The organism is Flagellimonas sp. 2504JD4-2 (assembly GCF_053642935.1).
Genome location: NZ_JBSIOV010000002.1, coordinates 159,291 through 175,968, shown reverse-complemented (window position 1 = coordinate 175,968; position 16,678 = coordinate 159,291). Strand labels below are relative to the sequence as shown.

The window sequence follows — 16,678 nt, the reverse complement described above, 5'->3', positions numbered from 1 at the left end:
CTTGATGCCATGCTAAAAGTTTGTTCGTTCTTACCGGCTGTGACCCAAATGCTTTATGATATGGGATTGGAAGAGCACCTGCATGGCATCACTTTTGAATGTCCAGAACAGGCCTTGAAAGAAAAAAAACCCGTGGTACGATGCGTGCTTGAAGGAAAAAACCTGTCCAGTATTGAGATAGATGCACTTTTTTCAGCAAGCAAGCACCAAGGAAAGGACCTGTATTATGTTGATGAACCTTTGTTGGAGCAAATAGCACCAGATATCATATTTACACAGGATATGTGCGATATCTGCCAAATTGATACGGCATGCACTGCAGCAGCAGTTGCCAATTTGGAGAAGCAACCGGAATTGATTTCGATCAGTCCTGAATCTTTGGAAGATGTTTTTCAATCTGCCGTAACCATCGCCAAAGCATTGGGCAAAGAGGAGATAGCATATAATTACTTGAATGGGTTGCACCAACGGATTGACACTGTTGTGGATAAACTAAGGGAGGCCAAGACCTTACCTAAGCGTATAATGCTGATGGAATGGTTAGATCCTATTTTCAATTGTGGACATTGGATACCCCATCAGATTGCCTTTGCGGGAGGCGTGGATATGCTTTCCAATCCTTCTGGAGACAGTATTGTGACCCAGTGGGATAAGATTGTGAAATATGATCCAGAAGTTTTGATAATCGCCCCATGTGGCTTTACGGTCGACCGTACTTTGGAGGAACTACATATTTTGACTGAAAAAGATGGATGGGACAGTTTGAAAGCGGTTCAGACCAATGCGGTCTTTATTGCGGACTTTGATATGTTCACACAGTCATCAGCAAATACATTGGTCAATGGTATTGAACTGCTTGCCGGTCTATTCCACCCAGATGTTATAAAAGTTCCGAAAGGCTTGTCCAAAAAATACAGACAAGTCGATACGGCAAAGGTTAATGTGATTCAATAACCATTATAAAAAAAGAAAGCGGCCTAATGGCCGCTTTTATATACACACAATTCGTGTTATTATTTGTTCAAAATCAATTTTTTGTCCAGGAACATATTGTCTTTGAGTGAAGTTTCAATCCTAGAGCTTGTAAACATCTTGGCGGGCATTTGTACTGAAAAGCTACGCTTCGTGGTTACACCTGTAATTTCTTGGATGGCTCTCGCCAATAATGGCTCATTTACATCACCCAATACACCAAGATTTTCCAGATCCTCTTGCAAAACAATATCAGGAGCCAGGCCATCGGTATAATCGAAGAATCCGTCCGCATTTTCATTTCTTCCAACCAAAGGTTGCAGTCCCCAACTATTTTCTGAGTTGATTTGATCCTCACGATCACTGTCATATATAAAGGCATTGTCTGGATCGTCGACCAAGGTGATGGAGAATTCATTTTTACCACGCGTGGTTCCACCGATATGAACTACTTCCATATGTGGTGCCAAACCATTCATAACGAGTTCACTGGCCGAAGCAGATCCGTTTGTGGCCAATATGTAAACCGTGCTTAAGTTCAATGAATTAATTGCGCTTGTTCCGGTAGTACTTGCAAAATAATCCTCTAATTGTGCTGTACTTAACTGGCCTTGAATCTTACTGTTCCAACGCTGACGAATATAAAGTTTATCAGTGTCGGTGCTGTGAACCATACTGGCCAAGAGTCTAGAGGTATTTACCGATCCCCCAGGGTTATAGCGCATGTCAAGAACCAGCTCTGTGGCACCATCGGCAACAAATTGGCCAAAGGCCGCATTTAGTTGCTCATCAAAATTTCTTAAGAATCGGTTGTACATCAGGTATGCAATTTTAGTGCCATTGACATCCAATGTCTCAGCAACCAAAATAGGGTCCTCAACTTGGTTTTCAATCTTTGTCAAGGTCACCTCGTTACCATTATCGGTAATTGTACCTCCACCAATGTCGGCCATTCCCAAAGTATAGGTGTCGTTATCTCCAAAAAGTAAGTTGATATAATTACTTATGGTGAGTTGTTGTCCATCAACCCGGGTAAAGATATCTCCACGAGCGATGGCTTTGGTAGATGCATCGGAATCAGGTACAATATATTGGACATATCCAAAAAGGTCATTGCTTCCTGAAAATTGGACAAGTCCAAATTCCAAGCCGTTGCTTTTTGATACACCGGAAAGATTACTTACCAACTCGGTGTAATCATCATTAAGGAAACTGAAACGATCATCGTTGAACAAAAGCACATCAAAGAAAAAATCCGAAGGATTTTCCGTCTGTGCTAAAAATTCAGTGTATTCATCATCGTTTGCAAATCTGTCGTCTGCCAGATCAGGAACGTCAGCTTGCCAAAAATACCATAGATTCATGGCGCCCCACATAAAGTTTTGGACCAGAACATCTTCAAGTGTAGTGGTCGGGGGATCTGGATTAGGGTTTTCAATGCCATTGTCATCACTGGAACAAGCAACAAATAGGAGGGCAATTAGGGGGAAAAGTAATTTTTTCATAGCTAAATTTTAATAAGAACCATCAATTATCATTCCATATAAATTGGAAAACATAGTAAATATGTGGTATAATTATCTAGATTCTTACAAATTGGAGTCACAAAATAGACACATAAAAGGAGAATACAAATTTTTTGTAACAAAATTCGATATGTGTCGTCGTGATACTATAAGCGAAGAAAAAAAAGCTTATAACAACTAAGACAACCGAATGAAACAGGCTGAATTTTTAAATGTGGTAATGCCCTTTAAGGACAAGCTATACCGACTTGCTAAGCGGTTGCTGGTCTCAAGGGAAGAAGCAGAAGATGCCACGCAAGAAATTTTGCTGAAACTATGGTCGAAGAACGAGAGCATGGGAGAGTATAAAAATGTAGAGGCCTTTGCGATGACGATGACCAAGAATTTCTGTTTGGACCGATTAAAATCCAAACAGGCAGGCAACCTAAAATTGGTGCATAGCAATTATAGTGATGAAAGCACCTCTTTGCAAGGACAGCTTGAAGCAGAGGACAGTGTTCGATGGATGGAGCGCATTATGGAAGAATTGCCGGAACAGCAAAAAATGGTTTTGCAATTGAGGGATGTAGAACAATACGAGTTTGAAGAAATATGCGAGCTTTTGGACATGAAACCCACAGCGGTGCGGGTAGCACTATCAAGAGCGAGAAAAACAGTACGACAAGAATTAGTTAAAAAACATAGCTATGGAATTGGATAACATAGAAAAATTATTGGAAAAGTATTTTGAGGCAACCACAACGGTCGCCGAAGAAAAAACACTACAAGCTTATTTTTCCCAAGAAAGTGTAGCAACACATCTGGAGCAATATAAGCCCATGTTCAACTACTTTTCCAACGCCAAGGAAGAACGGTATACCAAGCAGGTACCATTAAAACCTAGAAGAAACTATTACAAGTGGATTTCCGTTGCGGCCGTAGCAGTTTTGTCCTTTGGCATCTATTTTGGTAATCAATACCAGGAGAAAAGACAGGCGGAGTTTGCCTATCAAGAAACCAAAAAGGCTTTTGAGCTCTTAGCGGAGAATTTTGGGAAAGGCACAGAAAAAGTAGCCTATTTACAAGAGTTTGAAGTCGCAAAACAGAAAATTTATAACAATAATTAAATCGTAAAAAATGAAACGGAATATTTTAATCATTTTAATAGCTGTTCTACCACTTTCAGGTTTTTCACAATCGCTGTTTGATAAATATGAGGATTTGGATGATGTAACTTCGGTAGTGGTAAACAAAAGCATGTTCAACCTGTTGGCTAAGATTGATGTAGAGGTAGATGACAAAGAAGCACAGGATTTTATGGATATTGCCAGCAGTCTTAAAAGCTTGAAGGTATTTACCACGGACAATAAGCAAATAGGCGATGATATGAAGTCGTCAGTGAACAAATACCTGAAATCCTCTACCATGGAAGAGTTGATGCGGGTAAAGGACAAGGATGCCAATGTGAAGTTCTACATCAAATCAGGAAAAGACGATGATCATGTGAGCGAGTTGTTGATGTTCGTAACGGGATTGAAGGAAGTTGAGGCTGATGGCAGAAAGTTTGAGACGGTATTGCTTTCACTTACTGGAGACATCGATTTGAACAAGATCAATTCGTTGACCAACAAGATGAACTTGCCCCAGGAACTGAACAATGCCGGTAAAAAACAATAAATAATTTTCAGTTGGCAGTAGTCTGACTTATGTGGATGGAATAAGGTATGTATCTGAACTCTGACTTCTGATAGTTGACAACTGAAATAAAAATCAATCAAAAAACATCAAGATGAAAAAAGTAATTTTAATAATGATGATTGGAATGCTTCCTATTATGGGAGTTTCACAATCCATATTCGATAAGTTCGAAGATTCTGAGAGAATCGGAACGGTGACTATAAATAATGGGATGCTCAAATTAGCTGCAGAAATGATGGCCGATGATAAGGATGAGGAAACCCAAGAGTTCATAGAGTTGGCAAAAAGCATAAAGAACATCAAGATTTTTATGTCTGAAGATGAGGGAGCTTCCGCTGACATGGCCGCGACCATGAAGCAATATGTTAGGTCTTCCAAATTAGAGGAATTGATGAAGGTTAAAGATGGGGATGCCAATGTTGGTTTCTACATTAAGCATGGAAGAAATGATAATACGGTAAAGGAACTATTAATGTTCGTTACCGGAATCGATGACAAGAACCATGGAAAAGGCCATCATCGCGATATAGAAACCGTTCTCTTGACCATGACAGGCGATATTGACCTGGCCAAGGTGGGTTCATTGACAAGAAAGATGAAGCTTCACAAAGGGTTGGAGAAATTGGATGAGAATTAACACCAATCAAAAAAGAGCAGATGAAAAATATAGTTAAAAGTTTAATGATAGCAGGGGCCATACTTTTGGCCTCCTGCTCGTCACAGCAAAGTCTACAGGAGTACTACGTGGACAATTCAGAGAACCCTAATTTCATAGTGGTCGACGTTCCTGCAAGTATCTTGAAAATGGATGGGGTAGATCTTACGGAGACGCAACAAAAGGCTGTGGAATCGCTTAGAAAATTCAATCTATTGGCCTTTAAAAAGAATGCAGACAATGCGGCGGAATACAAGGCTGAGAAAACGAAGGTCAAAGAGATTCTTAAGGATGACGAGTTTGTGGAACTCATGAAGATCAATTCTTCCTATGGAAAAGGAGTGATAAAATATTTGGGCGATGAAGATGCCATTGATGAAGTAATCATTTATGGCGATAGCAAGGACAAAGGCTTCGCTTTGGTTCGGGTTTTGGGGAAAGACATGAATCCTGCCCATATTGTACAGCTCATGCAAGCCATCCAAAAATCAGATTACAAAGGAGAGGGCCTTGGCGAAATAGGGGAGTTCCTAAAGGGATAATCGATATAAAATCAAAAAACGGGATTTGGGTAACTTTTAGTTACCCTTTTTTTTGCTCAAAACACAACCTTCATGGGTTTTATGTGACCTTCTTTTTATCTTAGTGTCTCACTCTCAGTAAGAACACTAACATAACAAGCATACAACTATGGAGAAAGCACAAGAATGGATGAACTACGGACTTGATCTTGCCAAAGAGTTTGGTCCAAAACTACTCACGGCAATCCTTATTTATATTGTCGGTTCATGGGTTATTAAAAAGATTGCAAAAGCCACACGAAATGTGATGTCCAAAAGCAAGTATGACGAATCCTTGCAGAAGTTTTTGCTCAACTTGATCACCTGGTCACTCAAGGTATTCTTGATCATTATTGTAATATCAAGACTTGGTGTCGATGTCACAACCTTTGCGGCTGTAATTGCTGCAGCAGGTTTAGCCATTGGATTGGCGCTTCAGGGATCCCTTTCCAATTTTGCCGGAGGTGTTCTGTTAATGATTTTTAAACCCTATCGCATTGGCGATTTGATTGAGGCCCAAGGGGTTTTGGGTGTCGTGAAGGAAATCGAGATTTTCACGACTAAACTGACCACCCCGGAAAACAAATTGGCGATTATCCCCAATGGCGCCATGGCGAATGGAAACATTGTGAACTATTCCGCTGAAGGGAAGATTCGTGTGGATACGGTTATCGGTGTCGGTTATGGAGAGGACATCAAGAAGACCAAAGATGTGTTGATGAATGTTTTAACCTCAAACCCGCAGGTTTTAACAGACCCCGCTCCGTCCGTAAATGTGATGGAACTAGCTGATAGTTCAGTAAACTTTGCGGTACGTCCGTTTTGTAGACCGGAAGATTATTGGGATGTCTATTTTGCAACCTATGAAAACTGCAAATTGGCATTGGATAATGCTGGAATCGAAATTCCATACCCACATCAGGTGGAGATCCATAAAGAAGGGTAAACACACATTATACTTTTCAAAGCACAAATTAGCACCCCAAAAATTTTTGGGGTGTTTTCTTTTGGTATAGGTTTTTAAGCCAAAACTTCCGAACTTCACTTATTGTTGAATATGTATCATTAAAATCGAATTATTACCGTTTCAGCCAATACTAAAAATGAGTAAAAGCGGATTAATCGCGCATATTAAATCGTACGTAACGCTTTCAGAAGAAGAATTAACTGAAGTCGTACGTTTTTTTGATTACGCTTCTTACAAGAAAAAAGAAATCCTGCTTTTAGAAGGTAAACCATGTGATAAGCTATTTTTTGTTGAAAAAGGATGCTTGCAGCTGTACTTTATAGATGATTTGGGGAACCATAAGACAACCCAATTTGCTATGGAAAATTGGTGGCTGACAGATTTTTTATCATTTCAAAACCAAAGACCATCCAATTTTTATGTCGAGACGGTCGAAAAATCGAAAGTTTTGTCCATTTCCTACGCTCAGCATGAAGCACTGTTGGAGAAATACCCCAAAATGGAAAAATACTTCCGCATGATATATGAAACGGGGTATGGAGCGGCCTTAATACGCATTAAATTCATGAACAGTCTTTCCAAGGAAGAAATGTTTTGTATGTTCCGTGATAATTTTCCTGAATTTGTGCAACGTGTGCCACAGTACCTTTTGGCCAGTTTTCTCGGATTGACCCCAGAATATCTGAGTGAAATCAAGAAAAAACAACTTTCTTAAGCCAGCTTAATTTTTTATGGATTAGTGCTTCTTACCTTTGTTTTTCAATACATAAAGGGTGATTGAAATATGAAGAAAATAGTTGTTGTTGGCGGTGGTTTCGCAGGTTTGGAATTGATAAAAAGATTGGGGAATTCAAAAGATTATCAGATTACCCTGGTCGATTGCAATAACTATAATTTCTTTCCACCTTTAATTTATCAGGTATCCACCGGTTTTATGGAACCTTCCGCAATTAGTTACCCGTTTCGGAAGATTCTTCGCAAATACAAAAATGCACGTTTTCGATTAGGTTCTCTTCTGAAGGTAGTGCCAGAAGAAAACAAAATCATATTGAGCAATGGAGCGCTGGAATACGATATTCTGGTAATGGCAACCGGCACGGAAACGAATTTTTTCGGCAATAGGAACATTGAAGAAAAAAGCCTGCCGATGAAGACCATAAGTGATTCGTTATCGCTTCGAAATGTAATTCTCACCCGCTTGGACCGTGCGACAAGAATCCAAGACGAAGAAGAAAGAAAAAAGCATCTAACGTTCGTAATAGCAGGTGCAGGACCAACAGGTGTTGAGCTTTCCGGCATTCTTGCAGAAATGAAAAGTTCAATCATTAGAAAAGATTACCCTGAACTTGAGGAAGAGGATCTAGGGGAAATAAGTTTGATTGATGGACAAGAATCGGTTTTGGCCGCTATGTCCAAAAACGCTCAAAACTATACCAGCAATAAACTATCCAAGTTGGGTGTTAACTTGATCATGAACACCTTGGTCAAGGATTTTGATGGGGAGATCGTGTTTTTGTCCGATGGACAGAAAATCCAATCAAAAAATCTGATTTGGGCCGCAGGAGTATCCGCCAAAACCTTCGAAGGCTTCTCTGACGACTGTTATGGAGCTGGACGGCGATTAAAGACCGATGAATTCAATCGGGTGCATTCCTACGATAACATTTACGCCTTGGGAGACTGCTCCTTGGTATTTGGGGATAAGAACTACCCTAATGGACACCCTCAACTGGCACAACCTGCTTTGCAACAGGCCAAAAATTTAGGGGATAATTTGAGTAGAAAAAACAATAATTGGAAGCCATTTCAATATCGAGACAAGGGTTCTCTGGCCATCATCGGCAGAAATAAAGCTGTATTGGATTTTCCAGGACAGAAATATTCCTTTCAAGGTTTTGGGGCTTGGTTGGTCTGGATTTTTGTCCACATAATGGGACTTGTCAACTTTAAAAATAAGGTAAGAACCCTATATAACTGGTTGGGGTACTACATACACAAGGACCAATATTTTAGAATGATTATTAAACCTACAGATAGAATCAACAAATAACAGAACAGTATGAAAACTTTTAGCGCTATGGCCACGATAATTTTCGCAACCATACTTATCGGTTGTGACACCAAAACTTCGAATCAAAAATCAGAAAACGGGGATATCAGCGAAGCTGAAGCACAGACTGACACTTTAACAAAGCATTTAAAACCCTTTAATCCCGAATTACCTACCATAGGACTTTTGATGTTCAATGGGGTTTTACAAGGGGAAGTGGTGGCTACATCAGATGTTTTTGGCAAGCCCAATCAAAACATGGAACAACTTTTTAATGTTATCACCATAGCGGAAACCTTGCATCCGATTACCACTGAGGAAGGCCTGCATTTTGTTCCCGACTATACCTTTGACAATTGCCCAAAGTTGACAGCCTTGTTCGTTCCCAGTGGTTATGATATGTATGCCCAGGTGCGTAACCAAAACATGGTGGACTTTATCAAAAGGAAAAATGGGGAAACCGAGTACATTGTAAGCAACTGTGCAGGTGCGCAGCTAATCGGGGCCTCGGGAATTGCAGATGGGCATAAAATTGTGACCTACATTGGTGGAGGAGACCAGTTACAGAAGGATTACCCGAACTTACAAGTTCAAAACGACAGCTTGGTGACCTTTGTTGAGGATGGAAAATTCAGTTCATCCAATGGAAATTTGACCAGCTATATTTCTGCGCTGAATTTATTGGAAAAAATGACAGATACGGAACACCGAAAATTTGTGGAAAGCTATTTGTATATCGACCGTCTTCAAAATTGGAAAGGTTAAATGTTATGGTTCATTGAAAATACATTCAATCAATCCATAGCAACCATTTATCAATTTAACTTGGGTTTTTGTCATAAAGCTCTAGAACTTCACTCATCTCGGAATATTAATCACTAAAGGTTCATATCCTGACCATGCATGCTGAGGAAAGGGAAAAATTAATAACCGCTTGGATTCAATATCACGATCCCATGACAACCACAAAGAATCTATTTTGGGCGTATCAAAAATTGCGTGACATGATTTATTTTGAAGGTCATGAATATGTATGGGGTATAGCCATGGACATTTTCAAAAGAACGGATTCCACTGCTGTGTTGGAAGCCCTTGGCGCGGGTATTGTTGAAGATATCATAACCACCCACGAAGAGATGTACTATGATCGAGTATCGAAATTGGCTAAAGACAACAATAAATTTAGAACCCTCTTAGCAGGTGTAAACATATATTCAGACATGCATGAACAGATGGCAGTATTAATTGAACGTTGTCGGTCCAATGTCTGTCCATGAAAGTTTATTTCTAAACGAGAAATGCTACCCTAAAATAAGTTAAACCTGTTTGTTAGCCGACGCTCATATCGAACAAAAACAAGTTAAACCCCGGTGTAATTGGCAGGGGTTATTTTTTTAAGTTCCCCTTTAATGGCATCGGAAACCTCTAGGGTGTCTATAAAATCCGCGATGGATTTTTGAGTAATCTTTTCATTGGTGCGGGTTAAGCCCTTTAGCGCTTCATATGGATTTGGATAACCCTCGCGCCGTAATATGGTTTGAATCGCTTCGGCAACCACGGCCCAGTTGTCCTCTAGATCCCGTTCAAATTTTTCGGCATTCAATACCAATTTGTTCAATCCCTTGAGCGTGGATAAAAAAGCTACCTGCGTATGTGCAAAGGGAACGCCAACATTTCGGAGCACAGTACTGTCAGTTAAGTCCCGTTGTAATCTGGAAATCGGCAATTTAGCGGACAAATGCTCGAAAATAGCATTCGCCAAGCCTAAATTTCCTTCAGAGTTTTCAAAATCAATAGGATTTACCTTATGCGGCATGGCCGATGAACCCACTTCTCCTTTTTTGATTTTCTGTTTAAAATAATCCATGGAAATATAGGTCCAGATATCCCTGTTCAAATCAATATAAATGGTATTGATACGCTTCAAACAATCGAACAATGCGGCCATATGATCATAATGCTCAATCTGTGTGGTAGGGAAGGAGTGATACAAGCCTAATTTCTCCTGCACAAATTGCTTTCCAAAGGCTTTCCAATCGATGGCAGGATAAGCTACTTTATGTGCATTATAGTTTCCAGTAGCACCGCCAAACTTAGCTGCACTCGGAATGTCGTTCAATAAATTGAACTGCTCTTTTAGTCGCTCCACAAAAACATCGATTTCCTTGCCCAATCGGGTGGGGGATGCCGGCTGTCCATGGGTGCGGGCCAACATCGGAATTTCAGCCCATTCAGAAGCCAAAGCTTTAAGTTTCTCAAAAACTTCAAAATAAAGCGGAACATAAACATCGTTCATGGCCTCTTTAATAGACAGTGGAATGGCCGTGTTGTTGATGTCCTGCGAAGTCAATCCAAAATGGATAAACTCCTTGTATTTTTCCAATCCAAGCGCATCAAACTTTTGTTTGATAAAATACTCGACCGCCTTTACATCGTGATTGGTGGTCTTTTCAATGTCTTTGATAGCGGTAGCGTCTTCCTCGGAAAAATCTTGATAGATTTTCTGAAGCTCAGAAAACAGGGCAGCATCAAAATCAGCTAATTGAGGTAGCGGTATCTCACAAAGGGCGATAAAATATTCAATTTCAACCTGTACACGATACTTTATCAGTGCTTCCTCTGAAAAATAACCTCCTAAAGCTTCCGTTTTGTTTCGATATCTACCATCGATGGGAGAGATGGCATTAAGTTGATTTAAAGACATTGACCGGTTTTTATGAAAGCGCAAAGATACTTATTAGTTAAGGAGTTTAAAAGCCGAGTTTCCTCAACTTTGCCAAGGTTTTTTTTGCCCTTGATTTATATCCCGCGCTATCTCGGTGATGTTGTTGTTCCAGGACCATTTTTAATTCAGGGTGTACCCAATCAAATTTCATCCCTAAATAATACAAACTACTCATTGCAAACACTTTAGGAGCTACTTTGTGTGGTCCGATCAACCAATCAAAACAAACCGTCAAAATGCGCTCCAACTGTTCAGGGGTTATGTTTTGGACAAAAACGGGATCTTTTGTTTTAAAATAAGCCTCCATGGACATTTCGCATACATGCGCCATGGGACGTATGATGGATTCTGATGTTAATTTGTCCAGACCTGCGGTAAATTTTTCAAAATGGGGTAGCAGGTATACGAGTTTTTTACGCATCAAATGGTCGAACACCCAACTTGCGTTGAAGGAATCGGTTTTATCTTGATCAAATATCTCTTTAAGCAAGGATTCGGTCAACTCGGGTAGTGTTACCAATTGGTCAACAAGTTGTTCAATTTGAGGTTTGGAAAGGCGGCCCGAATTTAATGCGATATGCAATTGCTGAGTTGTCACAATAGCTACCTTAACGATTCGATTTTAATAAGTCAACCACTAGAGGTGGCACCCCTTCAGTGGCAGTTGTTGCGATCACTTCAAGGTTTCTGTAGTCCGAATCACTTACCGTTGGTTTGGGATCCACAAAGTAGATGGGTGTCGCCTGTGGAGCATAATTGATCAAACTGGCGGCCGGATATACCTGCATGGAAGTACCAATGATAATCAAAATATCGGCCTGTTGGGTAATGTATACTGCGGTTTCCAACATGGGAACCATTTCACCAAACCATACAATATGCGGCCTTAATTGATGGCCATTTTCATCCAAATCCCCCAAAACAAGGTCTTTTTTCCAATCCAGTACATGACTCTCGTCAACAATACTTCGAACTTTGAACAATTCGCCATGCAAATGAACAACATGGGAACTTCCTGCTTGCTCATGCAGGTTGTCCACATTTTGTGTGATGACACTAACATCAAAAAGTTCCTCAAGATTCACCAGGGCTTTATGGCCTTCATTGGGTGAAACCTCCAGCAGCTGTCTTCTCCTTTGGTTGTAAAACTCCAGCACCAATTCTGGGTTCTTTGCAAAACCCTGGGGAGAAGCGACCTCCATTACATCATGACCTTCCCATAGGCCATTGGCATCCCTAAATGTTCTCAATCCACTTTCAGCGCTCATTCCCGCACCTGTGAGGACAACTACTTTTTGTTTGCTCATGGTAGCTAAAATAAGAAATTCAATTTTCGTTATTTTGGTATTTATGTTTGATCATGACCTGTTGACATACCTCGAAGGATTTCTGACCGAAGAACGCAAACAGCGTTTCTTGGAAGTGCTTCAAAACCGGACCAAATATCTTACGGTGGCGATTGAAGATGTATTTCAATTACACAATACGAGTGCGGTTATTCGAAGTTGCGATGCTTTTGGGGTGCAGGAAGTCCATGTGATAGAGGACCGGTTCGGTCAACGTTTGGATAAAAACATCGCCATGGGGGCGGAGCAGTGGGTAGATGTTACCCGTTATCAGACCACTTCGGAATGTGTGGGTAGGTTAAAAGATATGGGCTATCAGATCATAGCAACGACTCCGCACAACGATTCGAGATATTTAGCGGATTTCAAATTGGAAGCTAAAACAGCGCTCTTCTTTGGCACTGAAAAGGAAGGATTAAGCTATGAGGTGATGCAAAAAGCTGACGGCTATTTAAAAATACCCATGGTAGGTTTTTCGGAAAGCCTCAACATCTCGGTTTCCGCGGCAGTTATCATCCAATACTTGAGCCAGGAACTACGAAAATCGGATGTTGATTGGAGGTTGTCCCAAGCTGAGATTCTTGAGAAACGCTTCGACTGGACCAAAAAGTCCATAAAGGATGTGGAAGGTATTATCGAGAGATACTGTTCAAAATGAAGTTTTTTGTATTTTAGGAGGTAACCAATTTTTAAATCAGATGACTACACTACTTTACATTTTAGCTGGAATTGTTTTATTGATTTTGATTTTGGCCATGATCGCGCCAAAAAGTTATGATGTCTCTAGATCCATAGAAATTGCAAAACCTCGGAGCGAGGTTTTCGAAAACCTTCGTTTTTTGAAAAATCAAGATGGCTGGTCTCCTTGGAACAAGAAAGACCCGAACATGGAGAAGAAATTTACGGGAACCGATGGCGAGGTTGGAGCAACAAGTTATTGGAATGGCAATAAGGATGTAGGCGAGGGCGAGCAAGAACTTACCAAGATTGTGGATGGAGAACGAATCGAATCTGAACTACGTTTTCTGAAACCTTGGAAATCCACTTCAGATGCCTATTTGATCACCGAGGACGCTGGTGCAGGCAATACTAAGGTAACCTGGGGATTCTCTGGAAAGAATAAGTTTCCAATGAGCATTATGATGTTGTTCATGAATATGGATAAGGCCGTTGGTGGTGATTTTGAAGAAGGATTGGTCAGTTTAAAAGCATTATTAGAGAAATAGGCATGGAACAAAATATGGTAAGCTGGTTTGAGATTCCAGTAACGGATATGGAGCGGGCCAGCACTTTTTATAACAAAGTTTTTCAAATAGAGATTCAGGTGCAGGATTTTGGAGGTACGTTGATGGGTTGGTTTCCTTGGGCCGAAGGTAAACCAGGAGCGAATGGCTCCCTGATTCAGCACGAAAGCTATAATCCTAGTGAGACCCACGGGGTATTGGTTTATTTTGCAAGCGCAGATGTGCAAAATGAACTGGATAGGGTTGAAAGTGCCGGAGGAAAAATATTACGGCCCAAAACACAAATAAGTCCTGAGGTTGGCTATATGGGTGTATTCTCAGATTCCGAAGGCAACAGAATTGCCTTGCATTCGAGAGGATAGTTATTCCACCAATTCCAGTAATGCAATGTCATGGTCATTCTCTAGCATGACCTTGCCATTTTTAACCATTACCTCGGTTTCGGAATAGGTATCATACAATTTAGTGCCATCCCCAAAGAATCCCTTTACCCAGAGGGATTTTTTGCCTTTAGGCAAATCCAATCCAACAACAACTTTGTCCTTGTAATCCCCATCCATATAGGTCCTGGAGAAGACATAGGGTGATTTGGCCAATCTTTTGTGACGTCCAGCGCCCACGGCTGGATGATCTCTGCGAAATTGCCCAAGTTTTTGCCAGTGTTTGTGAATTTTTTGGGTCTGCGGCAAACTGTCCAGCTCCTCCCAGTTCATAAAAGAACGAAGCGTGGCATCTCCTTCTGTACCTTCAATGATTAAACTTCTGGAAGTTTCATCGCCATAGTATACTTGTGAAGCGCCAGGAGTTAGAAGCAACACATTGGCCGCGTAAAAAGGTCGTTTACGCTCCTTGTCAAACGGATTTCCATCATCATGTGATGTAAGGTAGTTCAATACACTTTTGCCCTTTAATTTGGTATTTAGCAACTTGTTGTATTTCTTGAAAATGGTTTCGTAGTCCTTTTGGGCGTCGTTCTTTAGATCGAAATTGATGAGACTTTTAAAGCCAAAATCAAAGTAATCCACTTTTTTATCCCCAAAGTCAAACTCACGTCCACCTGAAATTCCATAGTTATACACTTCACCCACCATATAAAATGGATTTTCATCCAAAATATGGTTCGGATTCTTTTTCTTCCACGTTTCAAAAGCGTAGGTTGCTTCGCTATATAAGTCGGTCCATGCATTTTCGTTTACATGTTTAACGGTGTCCACACGAAAGCCATCTACACCAAAATCATTGATGTAATCCGTGAGCCATTTAATAATGTAAAAACGAGGAGCTCGTGGATATCCGGTACGTTCAAAGAACAACTGAAGTTCATCCAATTCCTGACTCAATCTGCCTTCTTCCTTCCATTTGGCCAAAAGGGCGTCAGGTAGCTCCACAGGCTCATCAGATTCAGTTAAAATATCGGGAAGGTTTTCAACCAAAGTACAAGCTGTAGTATTTTCGTAGGTGGTAAACTCACATTTGGGTCCAGTTATAACCCAATCTTCAGGCCAAACAGGATCTTCATCTGTAACCGGTCCGGTATGGTTCAACACCACATCCAACAAAACCCTAATTCCTTTGGAATGTGCAGTCTTGACCAACTTTTCCAAATCTTTCCGGGTTCCAAAGTTAGGGTCAATAGCGGTCCAATCCTTTGCCCAATAGCCATGATAGGCATAAGTGTTTCCAGTGCCTTCATCTGTGGCCCCGTGCACCTGTTCGACAATTGGGGTAAACCAAATGGCATTGATACCCAAATTGGTGAAATAACCTTCTTCTATCTTTTCTGTGATTCCCGCCAAATCACCTCCTTCAAAACCTCGGAGAACAGCGGTTTCCTCATTTCTATCAAAATATACCTTGGATTCTTTACCCTTATTAAAGCGATCGGTTAAAAGAAAATAGACGTTGGCGCCTTCCCAAACAAAGGGAACCTCTTTGGTATCTATTTCACTTTCTGCGACCTTGGCATCCTCAAGAGGTTTTTTATCAACTTGTTTGCAACCCAAAAGAAAAGACAATAGGGACATGATAGCAAGTAGTTTTTTCATTTGTTGGGATTTTGTCTAAAACTATAAAATGAATACGGAAATATAAAATTTATTTACCGTTGTAACATTTAATGGAATATTGAAAAAAGCCCTGGTTGTTATCCTCTGTTCAGCACTTTGTATTCTTCATAGCAGCTGGATATGGCATCAAGGATCTGCAAGTCATTAGCGGTGTTTATGAAGGATTTGGAATAGTTGCAGTTGTTCAAGATATCTTCGATATCCACCTTTTCCAACTGCAGGAGTTCAGTGAGGGTTTCCCGATCAAATTTGGAAGCCAATAGATTTCTAATGTCATCGTCCTCTTTCATCTGCCTTAACTTGCGCATTTGCCTAGGTTTTTTGCCAAAGAGGTTCCGCAAAAGGTCTGCCGGGTTCAATATTGCTCCAAGTACTTTGGTAACGGCACTAGGATTTTTGTTACCTGCCTCATAACTTTTGGAAAGTCCCGAGATGCTGTATTGATAGGCGTTGTTAATAGGAAGGTTCTTCACATCAATTTCAAGATAACCCGTTAACTGATATGGCCTCACAATGACTTCCTCGAGGGCATAGGCCAGCTCTGTGAGCGCGATTTCCGTACCCTCAAATTTGAACATATCGTTGGTTACCCGTACTTTTTGGGATTTAAAACCCAAATAAGAAAGATATAAGGTATCGTTAACCGCAGCCCGAATGCTAAATTTTCCATCTTGATTTGTAATGGTACCAAGAACTCTGTTCAGATTGATGATATGAACGCTTTCCAAAGGAAAACTGGTCTGGGCATTGACCACGGTGGCATTTAGCTCACCCTCAACAGGAGTTTCATCTACATCTTGGGCAAAACCAGCGGTTGAAACTAGAGCAAATAGTATAAGTAGCTTTCTTCTCATGCAATCTTTGTAGGTATAAAAGTACTAAACAAACAA

Annotated in this window: 20 protein-coding genes; 14 read left to right on the top strand and 6 right to left on the bottom strand. The window is 40.6% G+C overall.

What is annotated here, in order from left to right; translation table 11 throughout:
• Positions 1-9: 9 nt before the first annotated feature.
• A complete protein-coding gene (locus tag ACULLH_RS07525; protein ID WP_454088127.1) occupies positions 10-954 on the top strand; it encodes an ABC transporter substrate-binding protein in 945 nt (314 codons plus the stop codon).
• 59 nt (positions 955-1,013) lie between these two features.
• On the opposite strand, the gene ACULLH_RS07520 is transcribed toward ACULLH_RS07525, so the two are convergent.
• Positions 1,014-2,477: a S41 family peptidase gene (locus ACULLH_RS07520; RefSeq protein WP_454088126.1), complete on the bottom strand. Its 1,464-nt coding sequence runs from the start codon at positions 2,475-2,477 to the stop codon at positions 1,014-1,016.
• A 211-nt stretch (positions 2,478-2,688) separates the two neighbouring features.
• On the opposite strand from ACULLH_RS07520, the gene ACULLH_RS07515 reads away from it, so the two are divergent.
• The 10 genes from ACULLH_RS07515 (at position 2,689) to ACULLH_RS07470 (ending at position 9,684) form a co-directional block, all read left to right on the top strand.
• Entirely contained in the window at positions 2,689-3,198 is a 510-nt protein-coding gene (locus ACULLH_RS07515; protein ID WP_190809072.1) for an RNA polymerase sigma factor, read from the top strand.
• Positions 3,185-3,604, top strand: a complete 420-nt coding sequence (locus tag ACULLH_RS07510; protein ID WP_454088125.1) for a hypothetical protein — start codon at positions 3,185-3,187, stop codon at positions 3,602-3,604. Before ACULLH_RS07515 ends, ACULLH_RS07510 begins: the two co-directional genes overlap by 14 nt.
• A 10-nt stretch (positions 3,605-3,614) precedes the next feature.
• Positions 3,615-4,154 carry a DUF4252 domain-containing protein gene (locus ACULLH_RS07505; RefSeq protein WP_454088124.1) on the top strand — a complete coding sequence of 180 codons (540 nt, stop codon included), beginning with the start codon at positions 3,615-3,617 and terminating at the stop codon, positions 4,152-4,154.
• A 112-nt stretch (positions 4,155-4,266) separates the two neighbouring features.
• On the top strand, positions 4,267-4,812 hold the full coding sequence (locus ACULLH_RS07500) for a DUF4252 domain-containing protein (RefSeq protein ID WP_454088123.1): 546 nt from the start codon (positions 4,267-4,269) through the stop codon (positions 4,810-4,812).
• A 20-nt stretch (positions 4,813-4,832) separates the two neighbouring features.
• Positions 4,833-5,372: a DUF4252 domain-containing protein gene (locus tag ACULLH_RS07495; protein WP_454088122.1), complete on the top strand. Its 540-nt coding sequence runs from the start codon at positions 4,833-4,835 to the stop codon at positions 5,370-5,372.
• Between the two features lie 148 nt (positions 5,373-5,520).
• Entirely contained in the window at positions 5,521-6,336 is an 816-nt protein-coding gene (locus ACULLH_RS07490) for a mechanosensitive ion channel family protein (protein ID WP_454088121.1), read from the top strand.
• 157 nt (positions 6,337-6,493) lie between these two features.
• On the top strand, positions 6,494-7,072 hold the full coding sequence (locus ACULLH_RS07485; protein ID WP_454088120.1) for a Crp/Fnr family transcriptional regulator: 579 nt from the start codon (positions 6,494-6,496) through the stop codon (positions 7,070-7,072).
• A 69-nt stretch (positions 7,073-7,141) separates the two neighbouring features.
• The gene (locus tag ACULLH_RS07480) at positions 7,142-8,407 is read left to right on the top strand and encodes an NAD(P)/FAD-dependent oxidoreductase (protein ID WP_454088119.1); all 1,266 of its coding nucleotides are present in this window, start codon (positions 7,142-7,144) and stop codon (positions 8,405-8,407) included.
• 27 nt (positions 8,408-8,434) lie between these two features.
• Positions 8,435-9,172, top strand: a complete 738-nt coding sequence (locus tag ACULLH_RS07475) for a DJ-1/PfpI family protein (RefSeq protein WP_454088118.1) — start codon at positions 8,435-8,437, stop codon at positions 9,170-9,172.
• Between the two features lie 134 nt (positions 9,173-9,306).
• Positions 9,307-9,684, top strand: a complete 378-nt coding sequence (locus tag ACULLH_RS07470) for a DUF6869 domain-containing protein (protein WP_454088117.1) — start codon at positions 9,307-9,309, stop codon at positions 9,682-9,684.
• Positions 9,685-9,767: 83 nt separating this feature from the next.
• Here the strand turns inward: ACULLH_RS07470 and purB are convergent, their stop codons facing one another.
• From purB to ACULLH_RS07455, 3 genes are read right to left on the bottom strand one after another with little or no spacing between them, the layout of a single operon-like run.
• Positions 9,768-11,111: an adenylosuccinate lyase gene (gene purB, locus ACULLH_RS07465; RefSeq protein WP_454088116.1), complete on the bottom strand. Its 1,344-nt coding sequence runs from the start codon at positions 11,109-11,111 to the stop codon at positions 9,768-9,770.
• A 46-nt stretch (positions 11,112-11,157) separates the two neighbouring features.
• Positions 11,158-11,730 carry a hypothetical protein gene (locus ACULLH_RS07460; RefSeq protein ID WP_454088115.1) on the bottom strand — a complete coding sequence of 191 codons (573 nt, stop codon included), beginning with the start codon at positions 11,728-11,730 and terminating at the stop codon, positions 11,158-11,160.
• Positions 11,731-11,740: 10 nt separating this feature from the next.
• Positions 11,741-12,439, bottom strand: a complete 699-nt coding sequence (locus ACULLH_RS07455) for an SIR2 family NAD-dependent protein deacylase (RefSeq protein ID WP_454088114.1) — start codon at positions 12,437-12,439, stop codon at positions 11,741-11,743.
• 43 nt (positions 12,440-12,482) lie between these two features.
• Here ACULLH_RS07455 and ACULLH_RS07450 point away from each other — a divergent pair, with 43 nt between their 5' ends.
• The 3 genes from ACULLH_RS07450 to ACULLH_RS07440 are packed head-to-tail and all read left to right on the top strand — an operon-like array spanning position 12,483 to position 14,084.
• On the top strand, positions 12,483-13,136 hold the full coding sequence (locus ACULLH_RS07450) for a TrmH family RNA methyltransferase (protein WP_454088113.1): 654 nt from the start codon (positions 12,483-12,485) through the stop codon (positions 13,134-13,136).
• 40 nt (positions 13,137-13,176) lie between these two features.
• Positions 13,177-13,704 carry an SRPBCC family protein gene (locus ACULLH_RS07445; RefSeq protein WP_454088112.1) on the top strand — a complete coding sequence of 176 codons (528 nt, stop codon included), beginning with the start codon at positions 13,177-13,179 and terminating at the stop codon, positions 13,702-13,704.
• A gap of 14 nt (positions 13,705-13,718) precedes the next feature.
• Positions 13,719-14,084, top strand: coding sequence for a VOC family protein (locus tag ACULLH_RS07440; RefSeq protein WP_454088111.1), 366 nt, complete (start codon positions 13,719-13,721; stop codon positions 14,082-14,084).
• Here the strand turns inward: ACULLH_RS07440 and ACULLH_RS07435 are convergent, their stop codons facing one another.
• Positions 14,085-15,767: an alpha-amylase family glycosyl hydrolase gene (locus ACULLH_RS07435; protein WP_454088110.1), complete on the bottom strand. Its 1,683-nt coding sequence runs from the start codon at positions 15,765-15,767 to the stop codon at positions 14,085-14,087.
• Positions 15,768-15,865: 98 nt separating this feature from the next.
• Entirely contained in the window at positions 15,866-16,642 is a 777-nt protein-coding gene (locus ACULLH_RS07430; protein ID WP_454088109.1) for a carboxypeptidase-like regulatory domain-containing protein, read from the bottom strand.
• Positions 16,643-16,678: the final 36 nt, after the last annotated feature.

Bases quoted from the DNA above. Each gene is read 5' to 3' on its own strand.
- ACULLH_RS07525 (WP_454088127.1), top strand. From the start codon at position 10: ATGCTAAAAGTTTGTTCGTTCTTACCGGCTGTGACCCAAATGCTTTAT.
- ACULLH_RS07520 (WP_454088126.1), bottom strand. From the start codon at position 2,477: ATGAAAAAATTACTTTTCCCCCTAATTGCCCTCCTATTTGTTGCTTGT.
- ACULLH_RS07515 (WP_190809072.1), top strand. From the start codon at position 2,689: ATGAAACAGGCTGAATTTTTAAATGTGGTAATGCCCTTTAAGGACAAG.
- ACULLH_RS07510 (WP_454088125.1), top strand. From the start codon at position 3,185: ATGGAATTGGATAACATAGAAAAATTATTGGAAAAGTATTTTGAGGCA.
- ACULLH_RS07505 (WP_454088124.1), top strand. From the start codon at position 3,615: ATGAAACGGAATATTTTAATCATTTTAATAGCTGTTCTACCACTTTCA.
- ACULLH_RS07500 (WP_454088123.1), top strand. From the start codon at position 4,267: ATGAAAAAAGTAATTTTAATAATGATGATTGGAATGCTTCCTATTATG.
- ACULLH_RS07495 (WP_454088122.1), top strand. From the start codon at position 4,833: ATGAAAAATATAGTTAAAAGTTTAATGATAGCAGGGGCCATACTTTTG.
- ACULLH_RS07490 (WP_454088121.1), top strand. From the start codon at position 5,521: ATGGAGAAAGCACAAGAATGGATGAACTACGGACTTGATCTTGCCAAA.
- ACULLH_RS07485 (WP_454088120.1), top strand. From the start codon at position 6,494: ATGAGTAAAAGCGGATTAATCGCGCATATTAAATCGTACGTAACGCTT.
- ACULLH_RS07480 (WP_454088119.1), top strand. From the start codon at position 7,142: ATGAAGAAAATAGTTGTTGTTGGCGGTGGTTTCGCAGGTTTGGAATTG.
- ACULLH_RS07475 (WP_454088118.1), top strand. From the start codon at position 8,435: ATGGCCACGATAATTTTCGCAACCATACTTATCGGTTGTGACACCAAA.
- ACULLH_RS07470 (WP_454088117.1), top strand. From the start codon at position 9,307: ATGCATGCTGAGGAAAGGGAAAAATTAATAACCGCTTGGATTCAATAT.
- purB (WP_454088116.1), bottom strand. From the start codon at position 11,111: ATGTCTTTAAATCAACTTAATGCCATCTCTCCCATCGATGGTAGATAT.
- ACULLH_RS07455 (WP_454088114.1), bottom strand. From the start codon at position 12,439: ATGAGCAAACAAAAAGTAGTTGTCCTCACAGGTGCGGGAATGAGCGCT.
- ACULLH_RS07450 (WP_454088113.1), top strand. From the start codon at position 12,483: ATGTTTGATCATGACCTGTTGACATACCTCGAAGGATTTCTGACCGAA.
- ACULLH_RS07445 (WP_454088112.1), top strand. From the start codon at position 13,177: ATGACTACACTACTTTACATTTTAGCTGGAATTGTTTTATTGATTTTG.
- ACULLH_RS07440 (WP_454088111.1), top strand. From the start codon at position 13,719: ATGGTAAGCTGGTTTGAGATTCCAGTAACGGATATGGAGCGGGCCAGC.
- ACULLH_RS07435 (WP_454088110.1), bottom strand. From the start codon at position 15,767: ATGAAAAAACTACTTGCTATCATGTCCCTATTGTCTTTTCTTTTGGGT.
- ACULLH_RS07430 (WP_454088109.1), bottom strand. From the start codon at position 16,642: ATGAGAAGAAAGCTACTTATACTATTTGCTCTAGTTTCAACCGCTGGT.